General features: G+C 38.2%; 18 protein-coding genes and 1 pseudogene. 11 read left to right on the top strand and 8 right to left on the bottom strand.

The window, feature by feature from the left end; genetic code table 11:
* Positions 1-333: 333 nt before the first annotated feature.
* The 3 genes and pseudogenes from HMPREF0693_RS19780 to cysB form a co-directional block, all read left to right on the top strand.
* Positions 334-408: pseudogene (locus tag HMPREF0693_RS19780) on the top strand (hypothetical protein); the annotation flags it as partial.
* Positions 409-460: 52 nt separating this feature from the next.
* Complete coding sequence (locus HMPREF0693_RS01765) at positions 461-1,210, top strand: hypothetical protein (protein WP_036932135.1); 750 nt, start codon at positions 461-463, stop codon at positions 1,208-1,210.
* A 441-nt stretch (positions 1,211-1,651) separates the two neighbouring features.
* On the top strand, positions 1,652-2,626 hold the full coding sequence (gene cysB / locus HMPREF0693_RS01760) for an HTH-type transcriptional regulator CysB (RefSeq protein WP_004243041.1): 975 nt from the start codon (positions 1,652-1,654) through the stop codon (positions 2,624-2,626).
* 59 nt (positions 2,627-2,685) lie between these two features.
* Here the strand turns inward: cysB and HMPREF0693_RS01755 are convergent, their stop codons facing one another.
* Complete coding sequence (locus HMPREF0693_RS01755) at positions 2,686-3,519, bottom strand: hypothetical protein (protein WP_004248113.1); 834 nt, start codon at positions 3,517-3,519, stop codon at positions 2,686-2,688.
* A gap of 221 nt (positions 3,520-3,740) precedes the next feature.
* On the opposite strand from HMPREF0693_RS01755, the gene acnA reads away from it, so the two are divergent.
* From acnA to HMPREF0693_RS01745, 3 genes are all read left to right on the top strand, one after another.
* Positions 3,741-6,413 (top strand): aconitate hydratase AcnA, encoded by a 2,673-nt coding sequence (gene acnA / locus HMPREF0693_RS01750; RefSeq protein WP_017827691.1) that lies wholly within the window; start codon positions 3,741-3,743, stop codon positions 6,411-6,413.
* A gap of 206 nt (positions 6,414-6,619) precedes the next feature.
* The gene (locus tag HMPREF0693_RS19390; protein ID WP_237612757.1) at positions 6,620-7,072 is read left to right on the top strand and encodes an LbetaH domain-containing protein; all 453 of its coding nucleotides are present in this window, start codon (positions 6,620-6,622) and stop codon (positions 7,070-7,072) included.
* 9 nt (positions 7,073-7,081) lie between these two features.
* Entirely contained in the window at positions 7,082-8,080 is a 999-nt protein-coding gene (locus HMPREF0693_RS01745; RefSeq protein WP_004243035.1) for a hypothetical protein, read from the top strand.
* A gap of 54 nt (positions 8,081-8,134) precedes the next feature.
* On the opposite strand, the gene HMPREF0693_RS01740 is transcribed toward HMPREF0693_RS01745, so the two are convergent.
* Together HMPREF0693_RS01740 and ribA are read right to left on the bottom strand one after the other, a co-directional pair.
* Positions 8,135-8,950 carry a MetQ/NlpA family lipoprotein gene (locus HMPREF0693_RS01740; protein ID WP_004243034.1) on the bottom strand — a complete coding sequence of 272 codons (816 nt, stop codon included), beginning with the start codon at positions 8,948-8,950 and terminating at the stop codon, positions 8,135-8,137.
* Positions 8,951-9,178: 228 nt separating this feature from the next.
* Positions 9,179-9,778, bottom strand: a complete 600-nt coding sequence (ribA, locus tag HMPREF0693_RS01735; protein ID WP_004243033.1) for a GTP cyclohydrolase II — start codon at positions 9,776-9,778, stop codon at positions 9,179-9,181.
* A gap of 278 nt (positions 9,779-10,056) precedes the next feature.
* Between ribA and pgpB the strand changes: the two genes are divergently transcribed.
* From pgpB to yciH, 5 genes are all read left to right on the top strand, one after another.
* Positions 10,057-10,776 carry a phosphatidylglycerophosphatase B gene (gene pgpB, locus HMPREF0693_RS01730; RefSeq protein ID WP_004248109.1) on the top strand — a complete coding sequence of 240 codons (720 nt, stop codon included), beginning with the start codon at positions 10,057-10,059 and terminating at the stop codon, positions 10,774-10,776.
* 158 nt (positions 10,777-10,934) lie between these two features.
* Positions 10,935-11,252 (top strand): LapA family protein, encoded by a 318-nt coding sequence (locus tag HMPREF0693_RS01725; RefSeq protein WP_004243031.1) that lies wholly within the window; start codon positions 10,935-10,937, stop codon positions 11,250-11,252.
* A gap of 12 nt (positions 11,253-11,264) precedes the next feature.
* Positions 11,265-12,434: a lipopolysaccharide assembly protein LapB gene (gene lapB / locus HMPREF0693_RS01720; RefSeq protein ID WP_004243030.1), complete on the top strand. Its 1,170-nt coding sequence runs from the start codon at positions 11,265-11,267 to the stop codon at positions 12,432-12,434.
* Positions 12,435-12,477: 43 nt separating this feature from the next.
* Positions 12,478-13,224 (top strand): orotidine-5'-phosphate decarboxylase, encoded by a 747-nt coding sequence (gene pyrF, locus HMPREF0693_RS01715; RefSeq protein WP_004251116.1) that lies wholly within the window; start codon positions 12,478-12,480, stop codon positions 13,222-13,224.
* Positions 13,217-13,540, top strand: a complete 324-nt coding sequence (gene yciH / locus HMPREF0693_RS01710) for a stress response translation initiation inhibitor YciH (protein ID WP_004243028.1) — start codon at positions 13,217-13,219, stop codon at positions 13,538-13,540. Before pyrF ends, yciH begins: the two co-directional genes overlap by 8 nt.
* Positions 13,541-13,762: 222 nt before the next feature.
* Here the strand turns inward: yciH and HMPREF0693_RS01705 are convergent, their stop codons facing one another.
* The 5 genes from HMPREF0693_RS01705 to rsxD all read right to left on the bottom strand — a co-directional run bounded on the left by HMPREF0693_RS01705 (position 13,763) and on the right by rsxD (position 18,890).
* Positions 13,763-15,706 carry an exoribonuclease II gene (locus HMPREF0693_RS01705; RefSeq protein WP_004243027.1) on the bottom strand — a complete coding sequence of 648 codons (1,944 nt, stop codon included), beginning with the start codon at positions 15,704-15,706 and terminating at the stop codon, positions 13,763-13,765.
* A 112-nt stretch (positions 15,707-15,818) separates the two neighbouring features.
* Positions 15,819-16,457: an endonuclease III gene (nth, locus tag HMPREF0693_RS01700; protein ID WP_004243025.1), complete on the bottom strand. Its 639-nt coding sequence runs from the start codon at positions 16,455-16,457 to the stop codon at positions 15,819-15,821.
* Positions 16,458-16,469: 12 nt separating this feature from the next.
* On the bottom strand, positions 16,470-17,174 hold the full coding sequence (locus tag HMPREF0693_RS01695) for an electron transport complex subunit E (RefSeq protein ID WP_004243024.1): 705 nt from the start codon (positions 17,172-17,174) through the stop codon (positions 16,470-16,472).
* 1 nt (position 17,175) lies between these two features.
* Positions 17,176-17,802: an electron transport complex subunit RsxG gene (gene rsxG / locus HMPREF0693_RS01690; protein WP_036932131.1), complete on the bottom strand. Its 627-nt coding sequence runs from the start codon at positions 17,800-17,802 to the stop codon at positions 17,176-17,178.
* Positions 17,803-17,813: 11 nt separating this feature from the next.
* Positions 17,814-18,890 carry an electron transport complex subunit RsxD gene (gene rsxD / locus HMPREF0693_RS01685; RefSeq protein WP_004243022.1) on the bottom strand — a complete coding sequence of 359 codons (1,077 nt, stop codon included), beginning with the start codon at positions 18,888-18,890 and terminating at the stop codon, positions 17,814-17,816.
* Positions 18,891-18,937: the final 47 nt, after the last annotated feature.

Genomic DNA, 18,937 nt, shown 5'->3' with positions numbered 1-18,937 from the left:
TTCCATATTGGAAACAAAATATATTTTACTGTACCCAGTATTTATTGGGTTATGAGTAATTTGTTTGTTTATTGCTCATATTTTATATTGACAAACACTTTTTATGATTATTTATGTAGCATGATATAGTGATATTTCAATTATTTTACGCAAAGTGACTTATGCTAGAGAGATACTAAATATGGGAGCTGTTTACAGTTTATTAATAAGCTTTTATTATCCTTTATTCAAGTCTTATTGTACGCACTGGCTAAGATAGCGGATATAACGGACGAAGTGTTTTTAGTGTAATCGTTTAGTTTAATTTGTTATTTTTGATAAAAGGATATTGTTATGCCAACACCTTGCTATATTTCCATTGAAGGGAAAACACAAGGTAACATCACGGCAGATCCTGTCAGTAATATATTACCCACATTATTGATGCCAGAAGGCATAACGGCGATGAAAAGGTTCAAATATGCTAATGACAATGATTAAATTATTTGTTCTTATCCCTTATCTATTGTTAGGTGGTTGTAGTGGGCTTATCAATATATATCTTGATAATAAATTTCCCGTCAATATGAATAATGATGGCAAAAAAATCACGGTTTATTCAACTATTTCACCTGAAACAGCAGTGGAAGTTATTGGTACTTATACATCTAATAAGTGTGAACGTTCTCATTTTAATTCTGATTATACCGAAGTCTCTTACTCCTCTTTAACACAAAAAGTAGAGGTAGAGCGTAAAATAGCAGAGGATAATAAAACCGCGACCTATATCGTGCCTATTGATGGAGGGGGATGGTGTAATTGGAAGTTAGTAAAAATAGAATTATCACCAGTTTCTACCATTCACAAAAGATATATGCGAATTAGTGAAGTTATTCCAATCACCGATGATAAGCATTCAAAAATAGAACTATTTACCACATTAGCCCCTATTATAGTAGAAGGCAAGAATGAGCAATCCATCTATTATTCACCATCAAGCACGGAAGGTGAACGAAAGTTATCCAATAAATCAGATGGAGAAATCTATTTTAATTATAAAGTTGAACCTAAACTAACCACGACTATCTCAAAAGATGAAAAAGTTATTTTTCCTAATGGGAGCATTAAAGATCCAACCTTTTCTATTTATACTGGAATGATTAGTTTTAATGAAATAATCGAGAATAGTGATGAAAAAGCGTTTACTTCTTTTGTTCGATATATTGATTAATCAATAGGTTACTATCTAGTTCAACTATTTAATTTAACTATGCAATCTTATAGATTTATTTGATATGAGCTAACCTTCGATGGTGATCATCTTCTATGTATGTACATTACGTTAAATATGATTCTGTTGCTCCTGACCGTTTACTGTACTTTCCAACGCTTACTAGGCAATAGTACAGTGGTTTTAACAGCAAATCGAATCAGTAAATTGTTATTATCACAATACAATCAAGACCATCCAGAGATAGCAAGATTTCTACCGATTTTTATAGCTTATAACTATTCGATATAATAAAACCTAAATAACCTTATTAATTACGTTAGACCGAAATGAAATAAGTGATATAGTGGTTATATATTGCTTATTTATTATTCTTTTTAGTTATATGAATATGAGCGGAATAACAGAATAATAAGTCTTTTGTAAAGGGATCGTGCTTCTATGAAATTACAACAGTTGCGTTATATCGTTGAAGTGGTGAATAACGATTTAAACGTCTCAACGACAGCAGAGCGTTTATATACCTCTCAGCCGGGGATCAGTAAACAAATTCGTATGCTAGAAGATGAGTTGGGTATACAAATATTCTCTCGCAGTGGTAAGCACTTAACACATGTGACGCCAGCGGGGGAAGAAATTGTCAGATTATCTCGTGAGATATTATCCAAAACAGAAGCTATCCGTTCGGCTGCAGGGGAACACACTTATCCTGATCGCGGTTCGCTTTCTATTGCCACCACTCATACACAAGCGCGTTATGTTTTACCCCCAGTGATTAAAGGTTTTATAGAACGTTATCCCGAAGTGTCATTACATATGAATCAGGGTTCACCGACACAAATTGCAGAAGATGTTTGCCGTGGTAAAAGTGATTTTGCTATAGCGACAGAATCACTACATCTGTATAACGATTTAGTGATGTTACCTTGTTATCGTTGGAATCGTATTGTGGTGGTAACTAAAGATCACCCATTGGCGCAAAAGCGTGAAGTTACCTTACAAGAGCTTGCAACTTACGATATCGTTACTTATACCCATGGTTTTACTGGGCGCTCTGATCTTGACGAAGCCTTTGGTAAAGTGGGTTTAAAGCCTAAAATTGTTTTTACTGCAACGGATGCGGATGTAATAAAAACTTATGTCAGGCTACACTTAGGTATTGGTGTGATTGCGAGTATGGCATTTGATCCGATGCTTGATAGCGATTTAGTCGCTATTGATATGCGTGATAAATTTAGTTATAGCACCACAAAAATTGCATTTCGACGTAGTGGTTTTTTACGCGGTTATATGTATGACTTTATGTGGCGTTTTGCCCCACATCTAACACGTAATTTGGTGGAACAAGCGACAGCTTTACGCACCAATGAAGAAATTGAAGAGTTATTTAAAGATATCGAGTTACCTTTAGTTTAATACGCAAAGGCGGGTATATTATCCCGCCTTTTACCATTATGTAACTTATAACATTAATGCTATTGCAATAAAAAGTCCCCACTAAAAAATGAATCAGATTGAGTAATACTCAACTGACGAAACTTATTTAAAAAAGCATAAAATTGTCGATTAATCAGCGGATCATTAAGTGCACCAATATCAAAAATTGAGGTGATTGTTGTGTATTCTACTGAAATCGTAAATTTTCGCCCCGAACAACTGGCTAATAACATTTTGGCTGTTCGATGTGAGAAACGTAGACTCATTATTTTTAATTTAGGTACAAAAATAAGCTGATTATTATGATTAAGGATTTCCGTCACACCTGCAATAGTTATCGTTTTATAGCTATCAAAGGATTGGCGTATTCCTAGTTCAATTTGTTGTCCCTGATTGCGTAAAAAATCGATAAACTCGGCTAATGACGGTGAAGCTGCATTAATGGCTGCACCTAATAACAGTTGCACAAAGGCTTGAGCAATTGAAAAATCAAATGTTTGCTTATCAAGTCGTTTGCTTTCAACTTTATTACGGCTAAGCAAAGGCAAATGATTAAGGGTTTCTAGCCAATGCTCTGGTTGATAATAAGCTTCACTATCTTCTTTTTTCAATACTGAAAGATGATTCGACATAATAGAGATTAAGGCAATTTGTATATCTTTCAGTTGTGTCATGATCATTTTTTCTGATTCGTTAAAACGTTTAGGTGAAGCGATAATAAATTGAACAAGTCCTTCTGTATCTTTGATATTAAGTGTCTGTTGTAATGATTTTATTGCTAAAGGCTGTGGAAAAGGGGGCGTAATAGGTTGTGCAAAATAACTATCAGCCATCATAATCTTTTTTAGTTGTTCGGCTTGTTGATTGTTCATATACATTATCCTTTATTTGCAATAATACCCCCATTAAATCCTAATTAAGTTAAAAGAAAGAGATTAAGTTTTATTAGTAATATAATCTCAATAACATCATATTAACAAATCGTGTGGTCCGTAAGCGAAATTTCTCTTTCTATGATATGGTTAATAGATAACCTTACCTATTTTGATAGTTTGTGATTGCTGTCAGCATAAAAATAAGAAGGAGAGGAGCTATGTCGTTACGTCTGAAAAAGGAGAGTCTTTCTACGCTCTCTGTAGGTACTCATCAATATGAGTATTACCGTCTTTCTGAAGTTGCTCGTCAATTAGGGGATATCACTCGTCTCCCTAAATCGTTAAAGGTTCTGCTAGAAAATTTAGTCCGCTATCTTGATGATGATACGGTTGTTGAAGATGATATTAAGGCATTGGTGGATTGGCAAAAAAATGCCCACGCCTCCCGTGAAATTGCCTATCGCCCAGCAAGAGTATTAATGCAAGATTTTACGGGTGTACCTGCCGTTGTTGATTTAGCCGCTATGCGTGAAGCCGTAAAATCTTTGGGGGGAAATGTAGAAAAAGTTAATCCACTTTCTCCTGTTGACTTGGTTATCGACCATTCGGTGATGGTTGATAAATATGCCAGTGATGATGCTTTTGAGAAAAACGTTGAAATTGAAATGCAGCGTAACTATGAGCGTTATCTCTTTTTACGTTGGGGGCAACAGTCGTTTGAACGTTTTCGTGTAGTACCTCCTGGAACGGGCATTTGCCATCAGGTTAACTTAGAATATTTAGGTAAAGCGATATGGTCTGAACAACAAAATGGCCGACATATTGCTTACCCTGATACTTTGGTTGGAACCGATTCACATACTACTATGATCAATGGTCTGGGCGTGTTGGGTTGGGGCGTTGGTGGCATTGAGGCGGAAGCTGCGATGTTAGGCCAACCGATTTCAATGCTGATCCCTGATGTGGTAGGTTTTAAATTAACGGGTAAACTACGTGAGGGGATCACAGCGACTGACCTAGTATTAACCGTAACGCAAATGTTACGTCAACATGGTGTGGTAGGGAAATTTGTTGAGTTTTATGGTGATGGACTAGCATCTTTACCTCTTGCTGACCGAGCGACGATTGCCAATATGTCACCTGAATATGGTGCAACCTGTGGCTTCTTTCCTATTGACGAAATTACACTAGATTATTTACGCCTTACCGGGCGTGAAGAGCAAGAAATTGCATTAGTTGAAGCCTATAGTAAAGAGCAAGGCTTATGGCGTCATGCCGGTGATGAACCCATTTTCACCTCAACCTTATCGTTAGATATGGGTACTGTGGAAGCAAGTCTTGCTGGCCCTAAACGTCCACAAGATAGAGTTAATTTGCTGAATGTACCAAAAGCATTTAAAGCTGCTGTAGAGCTTGAAACAAATAAAAAACCTCTTGCTCAATATCCTCAGGTCACCATTGATAATCAGCCTCCTTTTACCTTAACGGATGGTGCGGTAGTAATTGCAGCGATCACCTCATGTACCAATACCTCTAACCCTAATGTCTTAATGGCTGCAGGTCTACTGGCTAAAAATGCGGTAGAAAAAGGCCTACAGCGTAAGCCATGGGTCAAATCGTCACTAGCCCCCGGCTCTAAAGTGGTGACAGACTACTTAGCACTGGCAGGATTAACACCTTATTTAGATAAACTTGGTTTTAATTTGGTTGGTTATGGTTGTACCACATGTATTGGTAATTCAGGGCCTTTATTAGCCCCGATTGAAGAGGCGATTAAAGATAATGATTTAACTATAGCCGCTGTATTATCGGGTAATCGTAACTTTGAAGGTCGTATCCATCCTTTAGTGAAAACCAACTGGCTTGCTTCTCCTCCTTTAGTCGTGGCTTATGCGCTATCTGGTAATATGAATATTGATTTGACCAAAGAGCCATTAGGTGAAAATAAGCAGGGCAATCCAGTCTATTTGAAAGATATTTGGCCTGACAGTAAAGCCATTGCCGATGCGGTGGAAAAAGTAAAAACGCAGATGTTCCATAAAGAGTATTCTGCGGTATTTGATGGTGATGAAACTTGGCAATCACTAAAAATACAAGATACCCCGGTGTATGCTTGGCAACCTGATTCTACCTATATTCGCCATCCTCCTTTTTTTGAAGGTATGACAAAAACACCTGAGGCGATTAAAGATATTCACCAAGCCAGTATTTTAGCCATATTAGGTGACTCGGTGACCACCGATCATATTTCACCTGCTGGGAATATTAAAGCCGATAGCCCTGCTGGGCGTTATCTTCGAGAGCATGGTGTTGAACCAAAAGACTTTAACTCTTACGGTTCAAGACGTGGTAATCACGAAGTTATGATGCGAGGAACTTTTGCAAATATCCGTATTCGTAATGAAATGGTGCCGGGGATCGAAGGGGGCTTTACAAAACATATTCCAACGGGAGAAACGTTAGCCATTTATGATGCGGCGATGCGTTATCAGCAAGAAAATACGCCTTTAGCCATTATTGCCGGTAATGAATATGGATCAGGCTCTAGCCGTGACTGGGCCGCCAAAGGTACACGATTATTAGGTGTGCGAGTGGTGATAGCCGGATCGTTTGAACGTATTCACCGTTCTAATTTGATTGGTATGGGAGTATTACCTTTAGAATTTCCTAACGGTGTATCACGCCAGACTTTAGGGCTCAAAGGTGATGAAAAAATTGAGATAACGGGGCTTAATTCGCTAACACCGGGTCAAGATGTCGCTGTCAATATTACTTTTGCAGATGGTCGCCAAGAAACTATTATGGCTCGTTGTCGTATTGATACGCAAACTGAGCTGGCTTATTTTGAACATGGCGGGATCTTGCATTATGTTATTCGTAATATGTTGTAAAATAATTTAGTAAGTATTAATTAGTTGGCGAAGAATGATGAATTAATTCTTCGCTTTCTTTTTTATAATAGAATATTTTTATATTTCATAATATCGACAAATGATTTCATCTAATACTATAAACTAACCATTAAATGCTAAACGTATTTTTAATGAGTATCAAGTTAATATAACAATATTAACAGGGTGTTATTATGGAGGTGTTTATGAAGAAATATAAAATAACGAGTGAAACAAAAGAATATAATGGTGTTACTTTATATAGAATTAGAAGAGTGTATACAGATAGTCCAGGAGGATGGATAGAAAATGAAAGTAATTTAAGTAGAGATGATAATTGTTTTATTTTTGATAATGTAATGGTATTTGGTAATGCTAAAGTCACAGATAATGCAATTATAAGAAATAATGTGAAGATCTACGGTAATGCAATAGTTAAGGGAAATAGTAAAGTAAAAGACAATGCAGAGATTTATGGTAATGTGCTAGTGGAAGATAATGTGACAATATCTGATGATGTTGTAATATATGATAATGCAGTTATTAAAGATAATGCGAGAATATCTGACGATGCTGTAATATATGATAATGCTGTTATTAAAGATAATGCTAAAGTATCAGAATATGCTATTGTTCGTGGTGATGCAATAGTTGAATAAAATGGTTGGGTGACTGGTTATGCGACTGTTGAGGGAAATACAATTGTATCGAAAGGTGAGGTTATTAAGAGCCAATTTGGCTCTTGGGATGATATTGATGAACTAAGAGCATTTTATATTTATATTAATAGATATAACAGTACAGCGACTGCATATGTTAATGGTAGACATCAGGTACCTATTACTATTTATATAGAGGCTTTAGATAAAAATGGTCGTATCATAAAAATAGCCAAAGAAGATATTTATAGAAATACACATATTGTAAATGAAAAAAATCTTACTATTGACCGCAATGATATTTCTTTATCTGATAAAGAAAATGGATTTGTATTTCCAAGCAGTGAAGAAGCAACATTGAACTCCCCTGATGCATCTACTTGTGTTATTTATCTTTCTGTTAATAAAGTGATAGATACCTTTAGAATTTGTGCACAGACTCACATTAAAGGAAAAGAGTATACTACAGCCTTTAAAAATAATTACAGTGATTATTTAAATTTTATCATTCTGGACGTTGCACCAAAAAAAATATTTACAGAAGCAGATGTAGACATAGAACCGCTGGTAAATCCTAGAATAGAAAAAGATGTAGAAACATCAGGTGATGTCTTGACGAAATATTATCTAAGGTTTAACGGTAATAATAGAACGATAACTAAGAGTGTAGAGTATGAAGAAAATAAATCTTTTCATTATTTTCAAAAAGGTCATTATCAGATTATTAGCACATCGACTGATAAATATATTAAAAAAATTCCATTAAAGCCTCATTATTACACTAAGGAATTCCATTTTAAACCAGATACTTTAATTCCGGTCACATCAGCAAATGATGAGGATGGGGTATGTTTCTGGAGCTATAGTATAGAATATGGAAAAGCGTTTACATCCAGTAGGAAAGATGAAGAAATGAATTGTATTATATATGATCAATATGGTAATGATCTTCAAGTATCAATTAAAGCAGATGAAAATAATAAATTAAAGTTTTATTTTGGGTCATAACTATTAATAAATAGGTCACTTATTATAAGTGACCTGATAAATTATAAGTCGTGTTTACCACCCTTGAATAGCACCACCTTTAAAAATAGTCTCAGCGGCTGTTGCCACTTCGGGTGACTGGTAGGCTTTAATAAAATCGCGTACATTCTCTGCTTCTTTATTATCTTCTCTTGTAACAATAATATTAGTATAAGGTGAACTTTTATCTTCAATAAAAATACTGTCTTTGGTTGGTGATAAATTAATTTGTTGGATATAAGTTGTGCTAATTATCGCAACTGTTACTTGGGGATCGTTTAATACTCGAGGTAGTTGCGCACCTTCTAATTGCATAATATTTAATTTAAGTGGATTATCAATAATATCGAGTGTTGTGGGTAATAGGCCACTGTCAGGGTTTAAGGTGATCAGTTTCTCTTTTTGTAGCAATAATAATGCGCGCCCCAAGTTGGTTGGATCATTGGGCAGTGCTATTGTATCACCGGGTTTTAATTCTTGAGGATGTTTAATTTTGGTTGAATAACCCGCCATAGGAAAAACAAAGGTATTGCCTACCGCGACGAGGTTATAACCACGAGAACGATTATCTTGCTCAAGGAAAGGGCGATGTTGGAACACATTGGCATCTAATTCTTTGTTTGCAGTGGGATCGTTAGGTAACAATGAGCCACTAAAACCCACCAGCTCAACCTCTAAACCATATTTTTCTTTAGCCACTTTTTTAGCGACTTCTGCCACATCTTGCTCTGCACCATTAATCACCCCCACTTTAATTGCATAACGGTTGTTATCATTGTTATCGCAACCTGTTAATAGTGTCCCAGCTAATAAAAGAGACGCAAAAATCCTACCAGAAAAATGTAATGGCATTATGCTATTCCTATTAAAAATTATTTAGTTATAAATAGCTTAAAGCCAGTTGAAGAGTCAACAGCTTGCCATATGATAAAATTTCACATGATATAATTTAATAATTAAAGGATAAAAAAATCATCGTGAAAAATAGTCAGTAGCTTGATGGGATAAGTGCAGGAAAATAAAATCCGGGCTAAATCACCCGGATTGAATAATAATTTTATAATCTATCCAATATTTATGTTATTGCGCTTTTTTAAATAACATATGTCCCATTTTATCCGCTTTAGTATCAAGATAATGAGCATTACTTGGATTACGTCCTACGATTAATGGAACACGCTCCACCACGTTGATCCCAGCTTCTTTCATTATTTCGATTTTCTTTGGATTATTGGTTAATAATCGTACTTCATGTATGCCTAATAGATTATACATATCAGCGCAAAGGGTGAAGTCGCGCTCATCGGCTTTAAATCCTAACTTTAGATTAGCTTCGACAGTATCTAATCCTTGGTCTTGTAATGCATAAGCGCGGATTTTATTAAGTAAACCAATATTGCGACCTTCTTGGCGATGATAAAGTAATACACCACGGCCTTCTTTGCTAATTTGTGAAAGGGCAGCTTCTAGCTGAAAACCACAATCACAACGCAGGCTAAATAGTGCATCGCCAGTTAAACATTCAGAATGAATACGGGATAAAACGGGTTTTGTGCCAGAAATGTCACCAAAAACGAGGGCAACATGATCTTTTCCTGTGGCAATTTCTTCAAAACCCACCATTAAAAACTCACCAAAAGGAGTAGGGAGTTTTGCTTCTGCGATACGTCTTAATTTCATTATTTTTGACTCATAATTTCAGGTGATACTCTCGTTCAAGATTATACACTTTATAACGAGGACAAAGAGAAATAAAACACTGAAATGGTTCCTTGTCTAAATCGGCAGGGAATTTGATCACACACACTTAATAAATCACACCTAAACAAATTATCAGATTTTAAGCCTACTTGCATAATTATTTATTGCTAAACTGGTATTGTTTATACTAATCATTTATATCAGTTAATCATCAGTAAATAAAAACAGTGCATACAGAATAGATAAGGACAAATAGATTGAATAAGCAAATATCAGTATTGATGCTTTTAGGAAGTGGATTGCTTTTGATTGTACCTATTGTGGTGCTTATTCTGGGATGGCAATGGCAACCATCAGCACATCCTCTGGGAGGCGAAAGCACTTTATGGATAGCCAATAGTGCGGCTAAACCTTGGGGAGCTTTAACTATATTACTTTGCCTTGTTTTGCTCTTTTTTATTCTTAAACTACCTAAAAAAGCATTTATTCAGTTGGCAATTATTATGGTCGCGACTTTGATGTTGGGGCAGTTGATCAAAGTGGTTGTAAAAAATAGCGTTAAAGAGCCACGACCTTATGTGGTTTGGGTCAGTAACCAACTATCAATATCACCAGAACATTTTTACCAAGTGTCTCGTCCTGAGCGTGAGCAACTGTTGCATAATGGATTATCTCATTCGTCTCTGATCCCTCAATGGCAATTAAGCCATTGGCGAGCAGAAACCGGTTATGCCTTTCCTTCTGGACACAGCTTATTCTCTGCAACACTGGCTTTATTTGTGTTTGTGCTGTGTATGTTACGACGTCATTATTTTTTAGCCAGCTTAGGGATATTATGGGGTATTGATGTGACTGTCGGACGAATAATATTAGGTATGCACTGGGCATCTGATGTGATTGTCGGTATTCTGATTAGTGCTGTGTTGGTGTGGTGTGCATTTTGGATGATTGAACGACGATTGTTGTTAAAACCTTGATAATCGTTTTTCTTTTTGAGATAGCGAATTTATTTTTCACTATTTATGTGAAAAAATATACGAAAATCAGATGATTCTAAGAAATGACTTTCTTTGTGAGTGGTGAAAATGCTACCTTTATCCCTTATCCAAAGAAAAGAGAATAAAAAGGAAATAATGTGAAGAAAGTTCTACTTTTTATTTTGGTTGTTCTGGTGCTAGCTATTGTCGTAATAGCCATGACGTTAGGTTCAAATAATGATCAGGTGATCACCTTCAATTATCTTATTGCTCAAGGTGAATATCGTATCTCTACTTTATTAGCCACGCTGTTTGGTGTTGGTTTTGTACTGGGCTGGATCGTCAGTGGCGTTTTTTACTTGCGAGTACGTTTATCATTAGTAAGAGCAAAGCGTAAAATTAAGCGCCTTGAAAGTGAGCAAACCAAACAAGAAAGCCAAGAAAATCGTTCTACAGCCGTTTCTACTGTAAAATAAGGACGAGAATAGATGCTTGAGTTGCTGTTTCTGTTATTACCGGTCGCTGCGGCTTATGGCTGGTATATGGGGCGTCGTGGTGCGCAACAGGATAAACAGCAAAATGCCGATCGCCTGTCACGTGAATATGTGGCAGGGGTTAACTTTTTACTTTCTGATCAACAAGACAAAGCGGTTGATCTGTTCCTTGAAATGCTTAAAGAGGATAGCTCAGCCTTTGAAGCACATCTTACTTTAGGTAATCTATTTCGCTCTCGTGGTGAAGTTGAACGTGCGATTCGTATTCACCAATCGTTAATGGAGAGCGCGGCACTCTCTTTTGAACAACGTCTTCTCGCTATTCAGCAACTTGGCCGTGATTATGTCGCAGCAGGGGTTTATGATCGCGCTGAACATATGTTTTTACAGCTGATTGATGAGCAGGATTTTCGTCAAAGTGCATTACAATCCCTCCTAGCCATTTATCAACTTACCAGTGACTGGGGTAAGGCGATAGAAACCGCAGAGAAATTGGTAAAACTTGGTCAACATGAACTTAAAGAGCAAATTGCTCATTTCTATTGTGAACTCGCATTGCAAGAAATGAGCAGTGATAATCTTGATAATGCGCTAAGTTTTCTACAAAAAGCCGGGCAAATGGATCCACTTTGTGCCCGTGTTTCCATTATGTATGGTCGTATCTATATCGCGCGCGATGAAAAAAATAAAGCCATTGATGTATTAATGAAAGTAATTGAGCAAGATAAAGAGATGGTCAGTGAAACCTTGCCAATGCTTTTTGAATGCTTCCAATCTCAAGGTGATCCTGCACGTTGGGAAGCCTATCTACGTCAATGTGTCGAGAGTAATTGCGGTGCCATTGCAGAGCTTTATCTTGCCGATATTATTGAAGAGAAAGAGGGCATTGAAGCCGCACAGTTATATATTAATCGCCAACTAGAACGTCATCCTACCATGCGACTTTTCTATCGTTTAATGCGCTATCATTTAGCTGAAGCAGAAGAAGGACGCGCAAAAGAGAGTCTGATCTTATTACGTTATATGGTCGGTGAGCAGATCCGCACAAAACCTGATTACCGTTGCCATAAATGTGGTTTTACCTCCCATGCATTATATTGGCATTGTCCATCCTGTCGCTCTTGGGATACCGTTAAGCCGATACGTGGCTTAGATGGTCAGTGACGATGTCACTTTTAATAGTCTCTTGATAAATAAAGGCCTTAAAATGTCATTTGATTGTGATAAAAAATCGCCCAGCTCTACCTGCGCGCCCGTTATTGTGGCACTAGACTATGAAGACCAAAAAAGTGCACTCGATTTTGCACAACGTATCGACCCTTCATCTTGTCGCCTTAAAATTGGTAAAGAGATGTTTACTCGCTTTGGACCGCAATTTGTAACGCAATTGCAACAGCAAGGGTTTGATATTTTCTTAGATTTAAAATTTCATGATATACCCAATACGGTGGCGAGAGCAGTTGCCGCAGCTGCCGATTTAGGGGTATGGATGGTAAATGTGCATGCGAGTGGTGGTAGTCGTATGATGCGTGCGGCAAAGGAGAGCTTAAGCTCATTTGGCAAAGAGGCACCGCTATTAACCGCTGTCACTGTGTTGACCAGTATGGATCAATCCGATCTCACTGAATTGGGCATTAACCTAACTCCAGCAGAACAAGCCGAACGCTTAGCATTACTGGCTAAAGCCTGTGGTCTTGATGGTGTGGTATGTTCGGCCCATGAAGCCACTCGTTTTAAACAAGTGTGTGGTGATGACTTTTTATTGGTCACTCCCGGAATTCGACCCGCGGGGAGCGAAGTGGGTGATCAGCGTCGAGTTATGACGCCAGAGCAAGCGATAGTGGCTGGGGTGGATTATATGGTGATCGGCAGACCTATTACACGCAGTGAAAATCCACTGGAAACTTTACAGCAAATTAATCGTTCTATACAAGGTGTTGTGCAACATGGATAATAATTCTCGGCTGGTTTATTCTACTGATATTGGTCGGATTAAAGAAGAAGAGCAGAAACCTACACGCCCCGCCGGTGATGGTATTGTGCGTATCCAACGTCAAACCAGTGGCCGTAAAGGTAAGGGTGTTTGTGTTATCTCCGGTATTGATTTGGATGATGCAGCTCTGGCTAAATTAGCGGCTGAATTAAAAAAGAAATGTGGTTGTGGTGGCAGTGTTAAAGAGGGATTAATTGAAATCCAAGGTGATAAACGGGATTTAATTAAATCTTTTTTAGAAGCGAAAGGGATGAAAGTGAAATTGGCCGGAGGCTAAGGTAGTTCTTTATCACAACCCCAATCATCGATTGAAGCCTAGTATTCTACATATAGTGCGCTTATCTTGTTGAAGGTCGGCGCATTTTTATTATTAGCAAACTAGCATCAATAGTGACAGTGTCACTTTATATATCTGTAGAGTCGCAAAATGCAATAAATAAAAAAGCTGATAACCTGAGTAGGTTATCAGCTTGATAATATCTATTACGCTAAATAGCTGTTAAATCGGACGAGCAACAATATTACGCGTTTCTAGTTTCACATCTTCAATACGTACCGGAATAATGTCGTTGAGCTTATAGGCTGTTTCACCTTTAATAATGACAGAGCCAGTTTCTTGACTACATTGAATTTCGTCACGTACCGCATGTAAAAATGGTGCAGGAATAAAGGCAATAGCCCCATTTTCAACTAAACGTACCCGAATACCACCACGAGTAATATCAATAATTTCGGCATTAAAGGTACTCTCAGTGCCAGCAAAAGGTTTTAAGAAGCGCGCATATAACCAATCACCGACATCGCGCTCGGCCATACGGTTAGCACGACGACGTTCGGCAATACGAACACAATCTTCATCTTGCGGTTTTTCTGCCGCACTTTTGCTGATAATCGCTTTTAATAAACGGTGATTTAAGATATCACTGTATTTACGGATCGGTGATGTCCATGTCGCATAAGCTTCAAGGCCTAAACCAAAATGAGGGCCTGGCTCTGTTTTTATTTCAGCGAAGTTTTGGAAACGACGAATACGACTATCAAGGAATTGGTTTGGCTGATTATCTAGTTCACGACGTAAGCGACAGAAACCTTCAAGGGTTAATAACTCATCTGCGTTGGTTTCAATACCGTGCTCTTTTAAGGTTTGTGAGACTTGATCAATATAGAGCGGATCAAAACCAGTATGAACGTTATAAATACCAAAACCGAGATTGCGACTAAGTACCTTTGCCGCACAAATATTGGCGGTGATCATCGCTTCTTCCACGATACGGTTGGCAGTACGACGTTTTTCCGCCACGATATCTAATACGTTGCCACTGTCATCAAGAATAAAGCGATAGTCAGGACGCTCTTTAAAGACGAGAGCATGTTGTTCACGCCATACATGACGTTTCTCGCTCATCTCTTTTAATAGCATGACTTGTTCATGAACAATCTCATTTTCAGGTGCCCACTGTGTTTCTTCACCTTCTAGCCAATCAGAAATATTGTCATAAACCAGTTTTGCTTTTGATTCTACCCATGCTGAGTAGAAGTGGATCTCATCGGTTAATGCACCATCCTCCATGATACCCACTTGGCAGACTAACGCAGGGCGTTTTTCATTAGGGCGCAATGAGCAGAGATTATCTGATAGCTCACGAGGTAACATCGGGATATTAAAGCCCGGTAGATAGTTTGTTAGCGCTCGTTGTGCTGCAATGGTATCTAATTCACTATTAGGCTGAATATAAGCCGTTGGATCGGCAATAGCGATATACAGTGAAAGTTGACCATTTTCTTCTTTACGAATATATAACGCATCGTCCATATCTTCGGTTGAAGCACTATCGATGGTCACAAAGGAGAGCGCGGTTAAATCTTCACGCGGTAGATCATCATGTAAGGTTAATGTTTCACTGTCTACTTCAGGTGCATTTCGCTCTAATTGATGACGCATTAATGTCACCCACCAAGGTGCAAAATGGTCATCTTTATCGGTAATAAAATCAGTTAATTCAGCTTGAAAATGTTTATCACCTTTAAGAGGATGTCGGCGCATTTCCGCCACTGCCCAATCTTGATCGGCAAATGGATGCGTTAAGCTTTTTATAGGACGACAAGGAATGGCATCTTTGAGTAGAGGGTGATCAGGAATAATCCATAGACGATTATCACCTTCTTTTTTCTGAACACGGCCGACAAAGCGAGTCAAAAAGGGTTCTACCAGCTCTTCAGGCTCAGCGGACTCTTTATCATTATTAGTATGTACGGCAGCAATAATGCGATCACCGTGCATCACTTTTTTCATTTGAGGAGGAGGGATAAAATAGCTTTTCTGACCATCAACTTCAAGGAAGCCAAAGCCTTTATCTGTCCCTTTTACAAGGCCTTCCACGCGCGGTGTTTGGGCATGGAGTTGCTGTTTTAGCTGAGCAAGCAGCGGATTGTCTTGAAACATATTTTTCCGGAAAGTCGGCAATTTTAATAATAAAAGTGGGCAATAGTTTTATTCGATTGTGTGTAATGACGCAAGTAATATGCATCAGAAAAACAGAGAAATTTGCACAATGTTATTGTGGATCTGTTTTTTCGGTATACTCACAGAGATCTTCAATAATACAAGAGCCACACCGTGGTTTTCTGGCAATACAGGTATAACGACCATGCAGGATAAGCCAATGGTGGCAATCGACTTTAAATTCTGCCGGTACCACTTTTAGCAGTTTTTGTTCCACTTCATTAACATTTTTTCCCGGTGCAAATTTAGTGCGATTACACACGCGAAAGATATGTGTATCAACAGCAATGGTCGGCCAACCAAAAGCGGTGTTAAGTACGACATTCGCTGTTTTACGACCGACACCGGGTAATGCCTCTAAAGCTTCTCTATTTTCAGGAACTTGGCCATGATGTTTATCTACCAATATTTGGCAGGTTTTAATCACATTCTCAGCTTTTGTATTAAATAGGCCAATGGTCTTAATATAGGATTTGATCCCCTCAACACCTAATTCCAGCATTGCTTGAGGTGTATTGGCAACAGGGTAAAGTTTTGCTGTTGCCTTATTAACACTAACATCGGTGGCTTGTGCAGAGAGTAACACGGAGATCAATAATTCAAACGGGGAGTTAAATCTTAACTCAGTAGTAGGATGCGGATTGTTATCCCGCAACCTAGTTAAAATTTCTATACGTTTAGCTTGATTCATTATGCTCACAAATTAGTTTTTAACAATATGACTGCCACAACCTTGTTCTTTTTCATAGGTTTTGGTCGTGGATGGAACGCGTTTTTTCTGTTTTTCATCAATCAGGTATTTTATGGCCAGCATAAAACCTAAACCAATAAAGGCACCGGGTGGTAAAATAGCCAGTAAGAAAGGTGAGTCTAAATGTACTATCTCAACCCTTAATACTTGCGCCCATTCACCTAATAATAAATCAGCACCATCAAATAAAGTGCCATTACCTAATATTTCACGCATTGCCCCTAAAACAAAAAGTGCCGCTGTTGCACCTAATCCCATAGCAAAGCCATCAATTGCTGAAGGGAAAACTTCATTTTTAGCTGCAAACGCCTCTGCACGACCAATCACAATACAGTTAGTGACAATAAGAGGAATAAATATTCCTAACGATTGGTATAAACCATAAGCATAGGCATTGATAAGCAATTGTACCGCACTAACAACGGATGCGATAATCATAACATAAATTGGAATACGAATTTCAGAGGGAACCCAACGACGTAAACTAGACACTGCCACATTGGTACAAACTAATACTAATGTTGTGGCTAGACCTAAGCCTAAAGCATTGGTCGCGGTAGAAGACACTGCCAGTAATGGGCACAGCCCTAATAATTGAACTAAAGCAGAGTTATTCTTCCATAATCCTTGTGAAAACAGTTCTTTGATCATACTCATTTTAATTCGCCTCACAAGCTGAAAGGGTATCTAATTTTTCAGGTAAAGATTGTATTAACCATGCAGTGCGTTTTGATGCATTAACGACGGCTCTTGGTGTGATAGTTGCTCCAGTGAATTGGTCAAAATCACCACCATCTTTTTTTACCGCCCAATGTGAGTCATGAGCACTGGTAATAAACTTGTTACTTAATGAGTAAATCCAATCTGAAATACGCGTTTCTATTTTATCACCTAGCCCCGGTGTTTCATTATGTGTTGTCACGCGAACACCGAGTACTTTGCCACTAAAATCAGCACCAACCAATAATTCAATCGCCCCTGAATAACCGTCAGGTGCCGTTGATTCTAATGCGGCGGCGACAGGTTTACCATTAAAACGAGCAACATAAAGTTTATGTGGTTTTTCATTACCTAATGTTTTATCTGTCAAAATATAACAATCTTGCGCGAGATGGTTATTGTAGAGAGAGGTTGGGATCACTTGGTCTAATAATTTCTGTTTTTCTAAAGCCGCTTGCTCTGCGATAGTATTCGCCGTCAAGTGATAGACGACAGCCGTTAACCCTGTGGTACAGGCCGCAAAGATAGCTAATGTTAACCCATGACGTTTTAGTATCTCGATCATCATTATCTCCATTAATGTCCATAAACCCGAGGACGGGTATAACTATCAATAAGCGGTACAGCAATATTAGCTAATAGGACTGAGAAGGCCACGGCATCAGGATAACCACCATAGACACGAATAATCCACACTAATAGGCCAATGATTGCACCATAGATTAATCGCCCTTTTGGTGTGGTGGAGGCGCTAACAGGATCGGTGGCAATAAAGAAAGCCCCTAACATCGTCGCACCTGAGAAAAGCTGTAATAGTGGCTGAGAGTAACGAGTAGCATCGATCCCCCAACTGATCAGTGAACAAACACCAAGTAGCGTTAACATGGCAACAGGAATTTGCCAGCTAATAATTCGTTTATATAACAAGATAACGCCCCCAACCAGATAGGCAACATTCACCCATTGCCAACCCATTCCCGCAAATCCACCTTGTAAGATTGGCGTTGCTAATACTTCATCAATAGAGTGGGTTAATAATCCAGTTTTAAAACTATCAAGTGGTGTGGCTTGGGTAATGCCATCTACAGAGCGTCTTAAATCTTCAAGGGTGAGTCCTGAGGGTGTATGTCCGGTAAAGAAAATACTTAAGCTATCTATAAAGTTATAAGACACTGCTTGTAATTCAATGGGGGGCATCCATGATGTCATTTGTACAGGAAAGGAGATCAATAGCACCACATAACCGACCATCGCGGGATTAAATGGGTTTTGACCTAATCCACCATAAATATGTTTGGCAATAACAACCGCAAAAAATGTCCCTAAAACAATTATCCACCAAGGCGCTAAAGGAGGAATACTAATTGCTAGTAAGATACCTGTTAGTAAGGCGGAATTATCTTTTAGGTATAGAAGTGGATCTTCTTTTCTGAGTTTGACACAAATAGTCTCCGCCAATAGCGCGACAATGATTGCCAAGATAATTTGATATAGCGTCCCTAAACCAAAGAAGTAGAGTTGGCATAGAATACCTGGAATAGCGGCCAATATTACCCACAACATCACTTGACTGGTGGATTGTTGATTATGAGTAAATGGAGAGCTGGCGATTTTCAATTTGCTATTGTTATTTTGTATTGGTCTAAATTTCATTTGTATTAATCCAATGTCACTTCTTCTTTAGCATGGCGTTGCTGTGC

Source organism: Proteus mirabilis ATCC 29906 (assembly GCF_000160755.1).
GTDB classification, from domain to species: Bacteria; Pseudomonadota; Gammaproteobacteria; order Enterobacterales; family Enterobacteriaceae; genus Proteus; species Proteus mirabilis.
This window is presented reverse-complemented; position numbering and strand designations above follow the sequence as displayed.

What these genes read in the sequence shown, in the direction of transcription:
- HMPREF0693_RS01740 (WP_004243034.1), bottom strand. Translation starts at nt 8,950, where the DNA reads ATGCCATTACATTTTTCTGGTAGGATTTTTGCGTCTCTTTTATTAGCT.
- HMPREF0693_RS01695 (WP_004243024.1), bottom strand. Translation starts at nt 17,174, where the DNA reads ATGAGTATGATCAAAGAACTGTTTTCACAAGGATTATGGAAGAATAAC.
- rsxD (WP_004243022.1), bottom strand. Translation starts at nt 18,890, where the DNA reads ATGAAATTTAGACCAATACAAAATAACAATAGCAAATTGAAAATCGCC.
- yciH (WP_004243028.1), top strand. Translation starts at nt 13,217, where the DNA reads ATGGATAATAATTCTCGGCTGGTTTATTCTACTGATATTGGTCGGATT.
- lapB (WP_004243030.1), top strand. Translation starts at nt 11,265, where the DNA reads ATGCTTGAGTTGCTGTTTCTGTTATTACCGGTCGCTGCGGCTTATGGC.
- HMPREF0693_RS01765 (WP_036932135.1), top strand. Translation starts at nt 461, where the DNA reads ATGCTAATGACAATGATTAAATTATTTGTTCTTATCCCTTATCTATTG.
- HMPREF0693_RS01755 (WP_004248113.1), bottom strand. Translation starts at nt 3,519, where the DNA reads ATGAACAATCAACAAGCCGAACAACTAAAAAAGATTATGATGGCTGAT.
- acnA (WP_017827691.1), top strand. Translation starts at nt 3,741, where the DNA reads ATGTCGTTACGTCTGAAAAAGGAGAGTCTTTCTACGCTCTCTGTAGGT.
- pyrF (WP_004251116.1), top strand. Translation starts at nt 12,478, where the DNA reads ATGTCATTTGATTGTGATAAAAAATCGCCCAGCTCTACCTGCGCGCCC.
- HMPREF0693_RS19390 (WP_237612757.1), top strand. Translation starts at nt 6,620, where the DNA reads ATGAAGAAATATAAAATAACGAGTGAAACAAAAGAATATAATGGTGTT.
- ribA (WP_004243033.1), bottom strand. Translation starts at nt 9,778, where the DNA reads ATGAAATTAAGACGTATCGCAGAAGCAAAACTCCCTACTCCTTTTGGT.
- HMPREF0693_RS01705 (WP_004243027.1), bottom strand. Translation starts at nt 15,706, where the DNA reads ATGTTTCAAGACAATCCGCTGCTTGCTCAGCTAAAACAGCAACTCCAT.
- nth (WP_004243025.1), bottom strand. Translation starts at nt 16,457, where the DNA reads ATGAATCAAGCTAAACGTATAGAAATTTTAACTAGGTTGCGGGATAAC.
- rsxG (WP_036932131.1), bottom strand. Translation starts at nt 17,802, where the DNA reads ATGATCGAGATACTAAAACGTCATGGGTTAACATTAGCTATCTTTGCG.
- cysB (WP_004243041.1), top strand. Translation starts at nt 1,652, where the DNA reads ATGAAATTACAACAGTTGCGTTATATCGTTGAAGTGGTGAATAACGAT.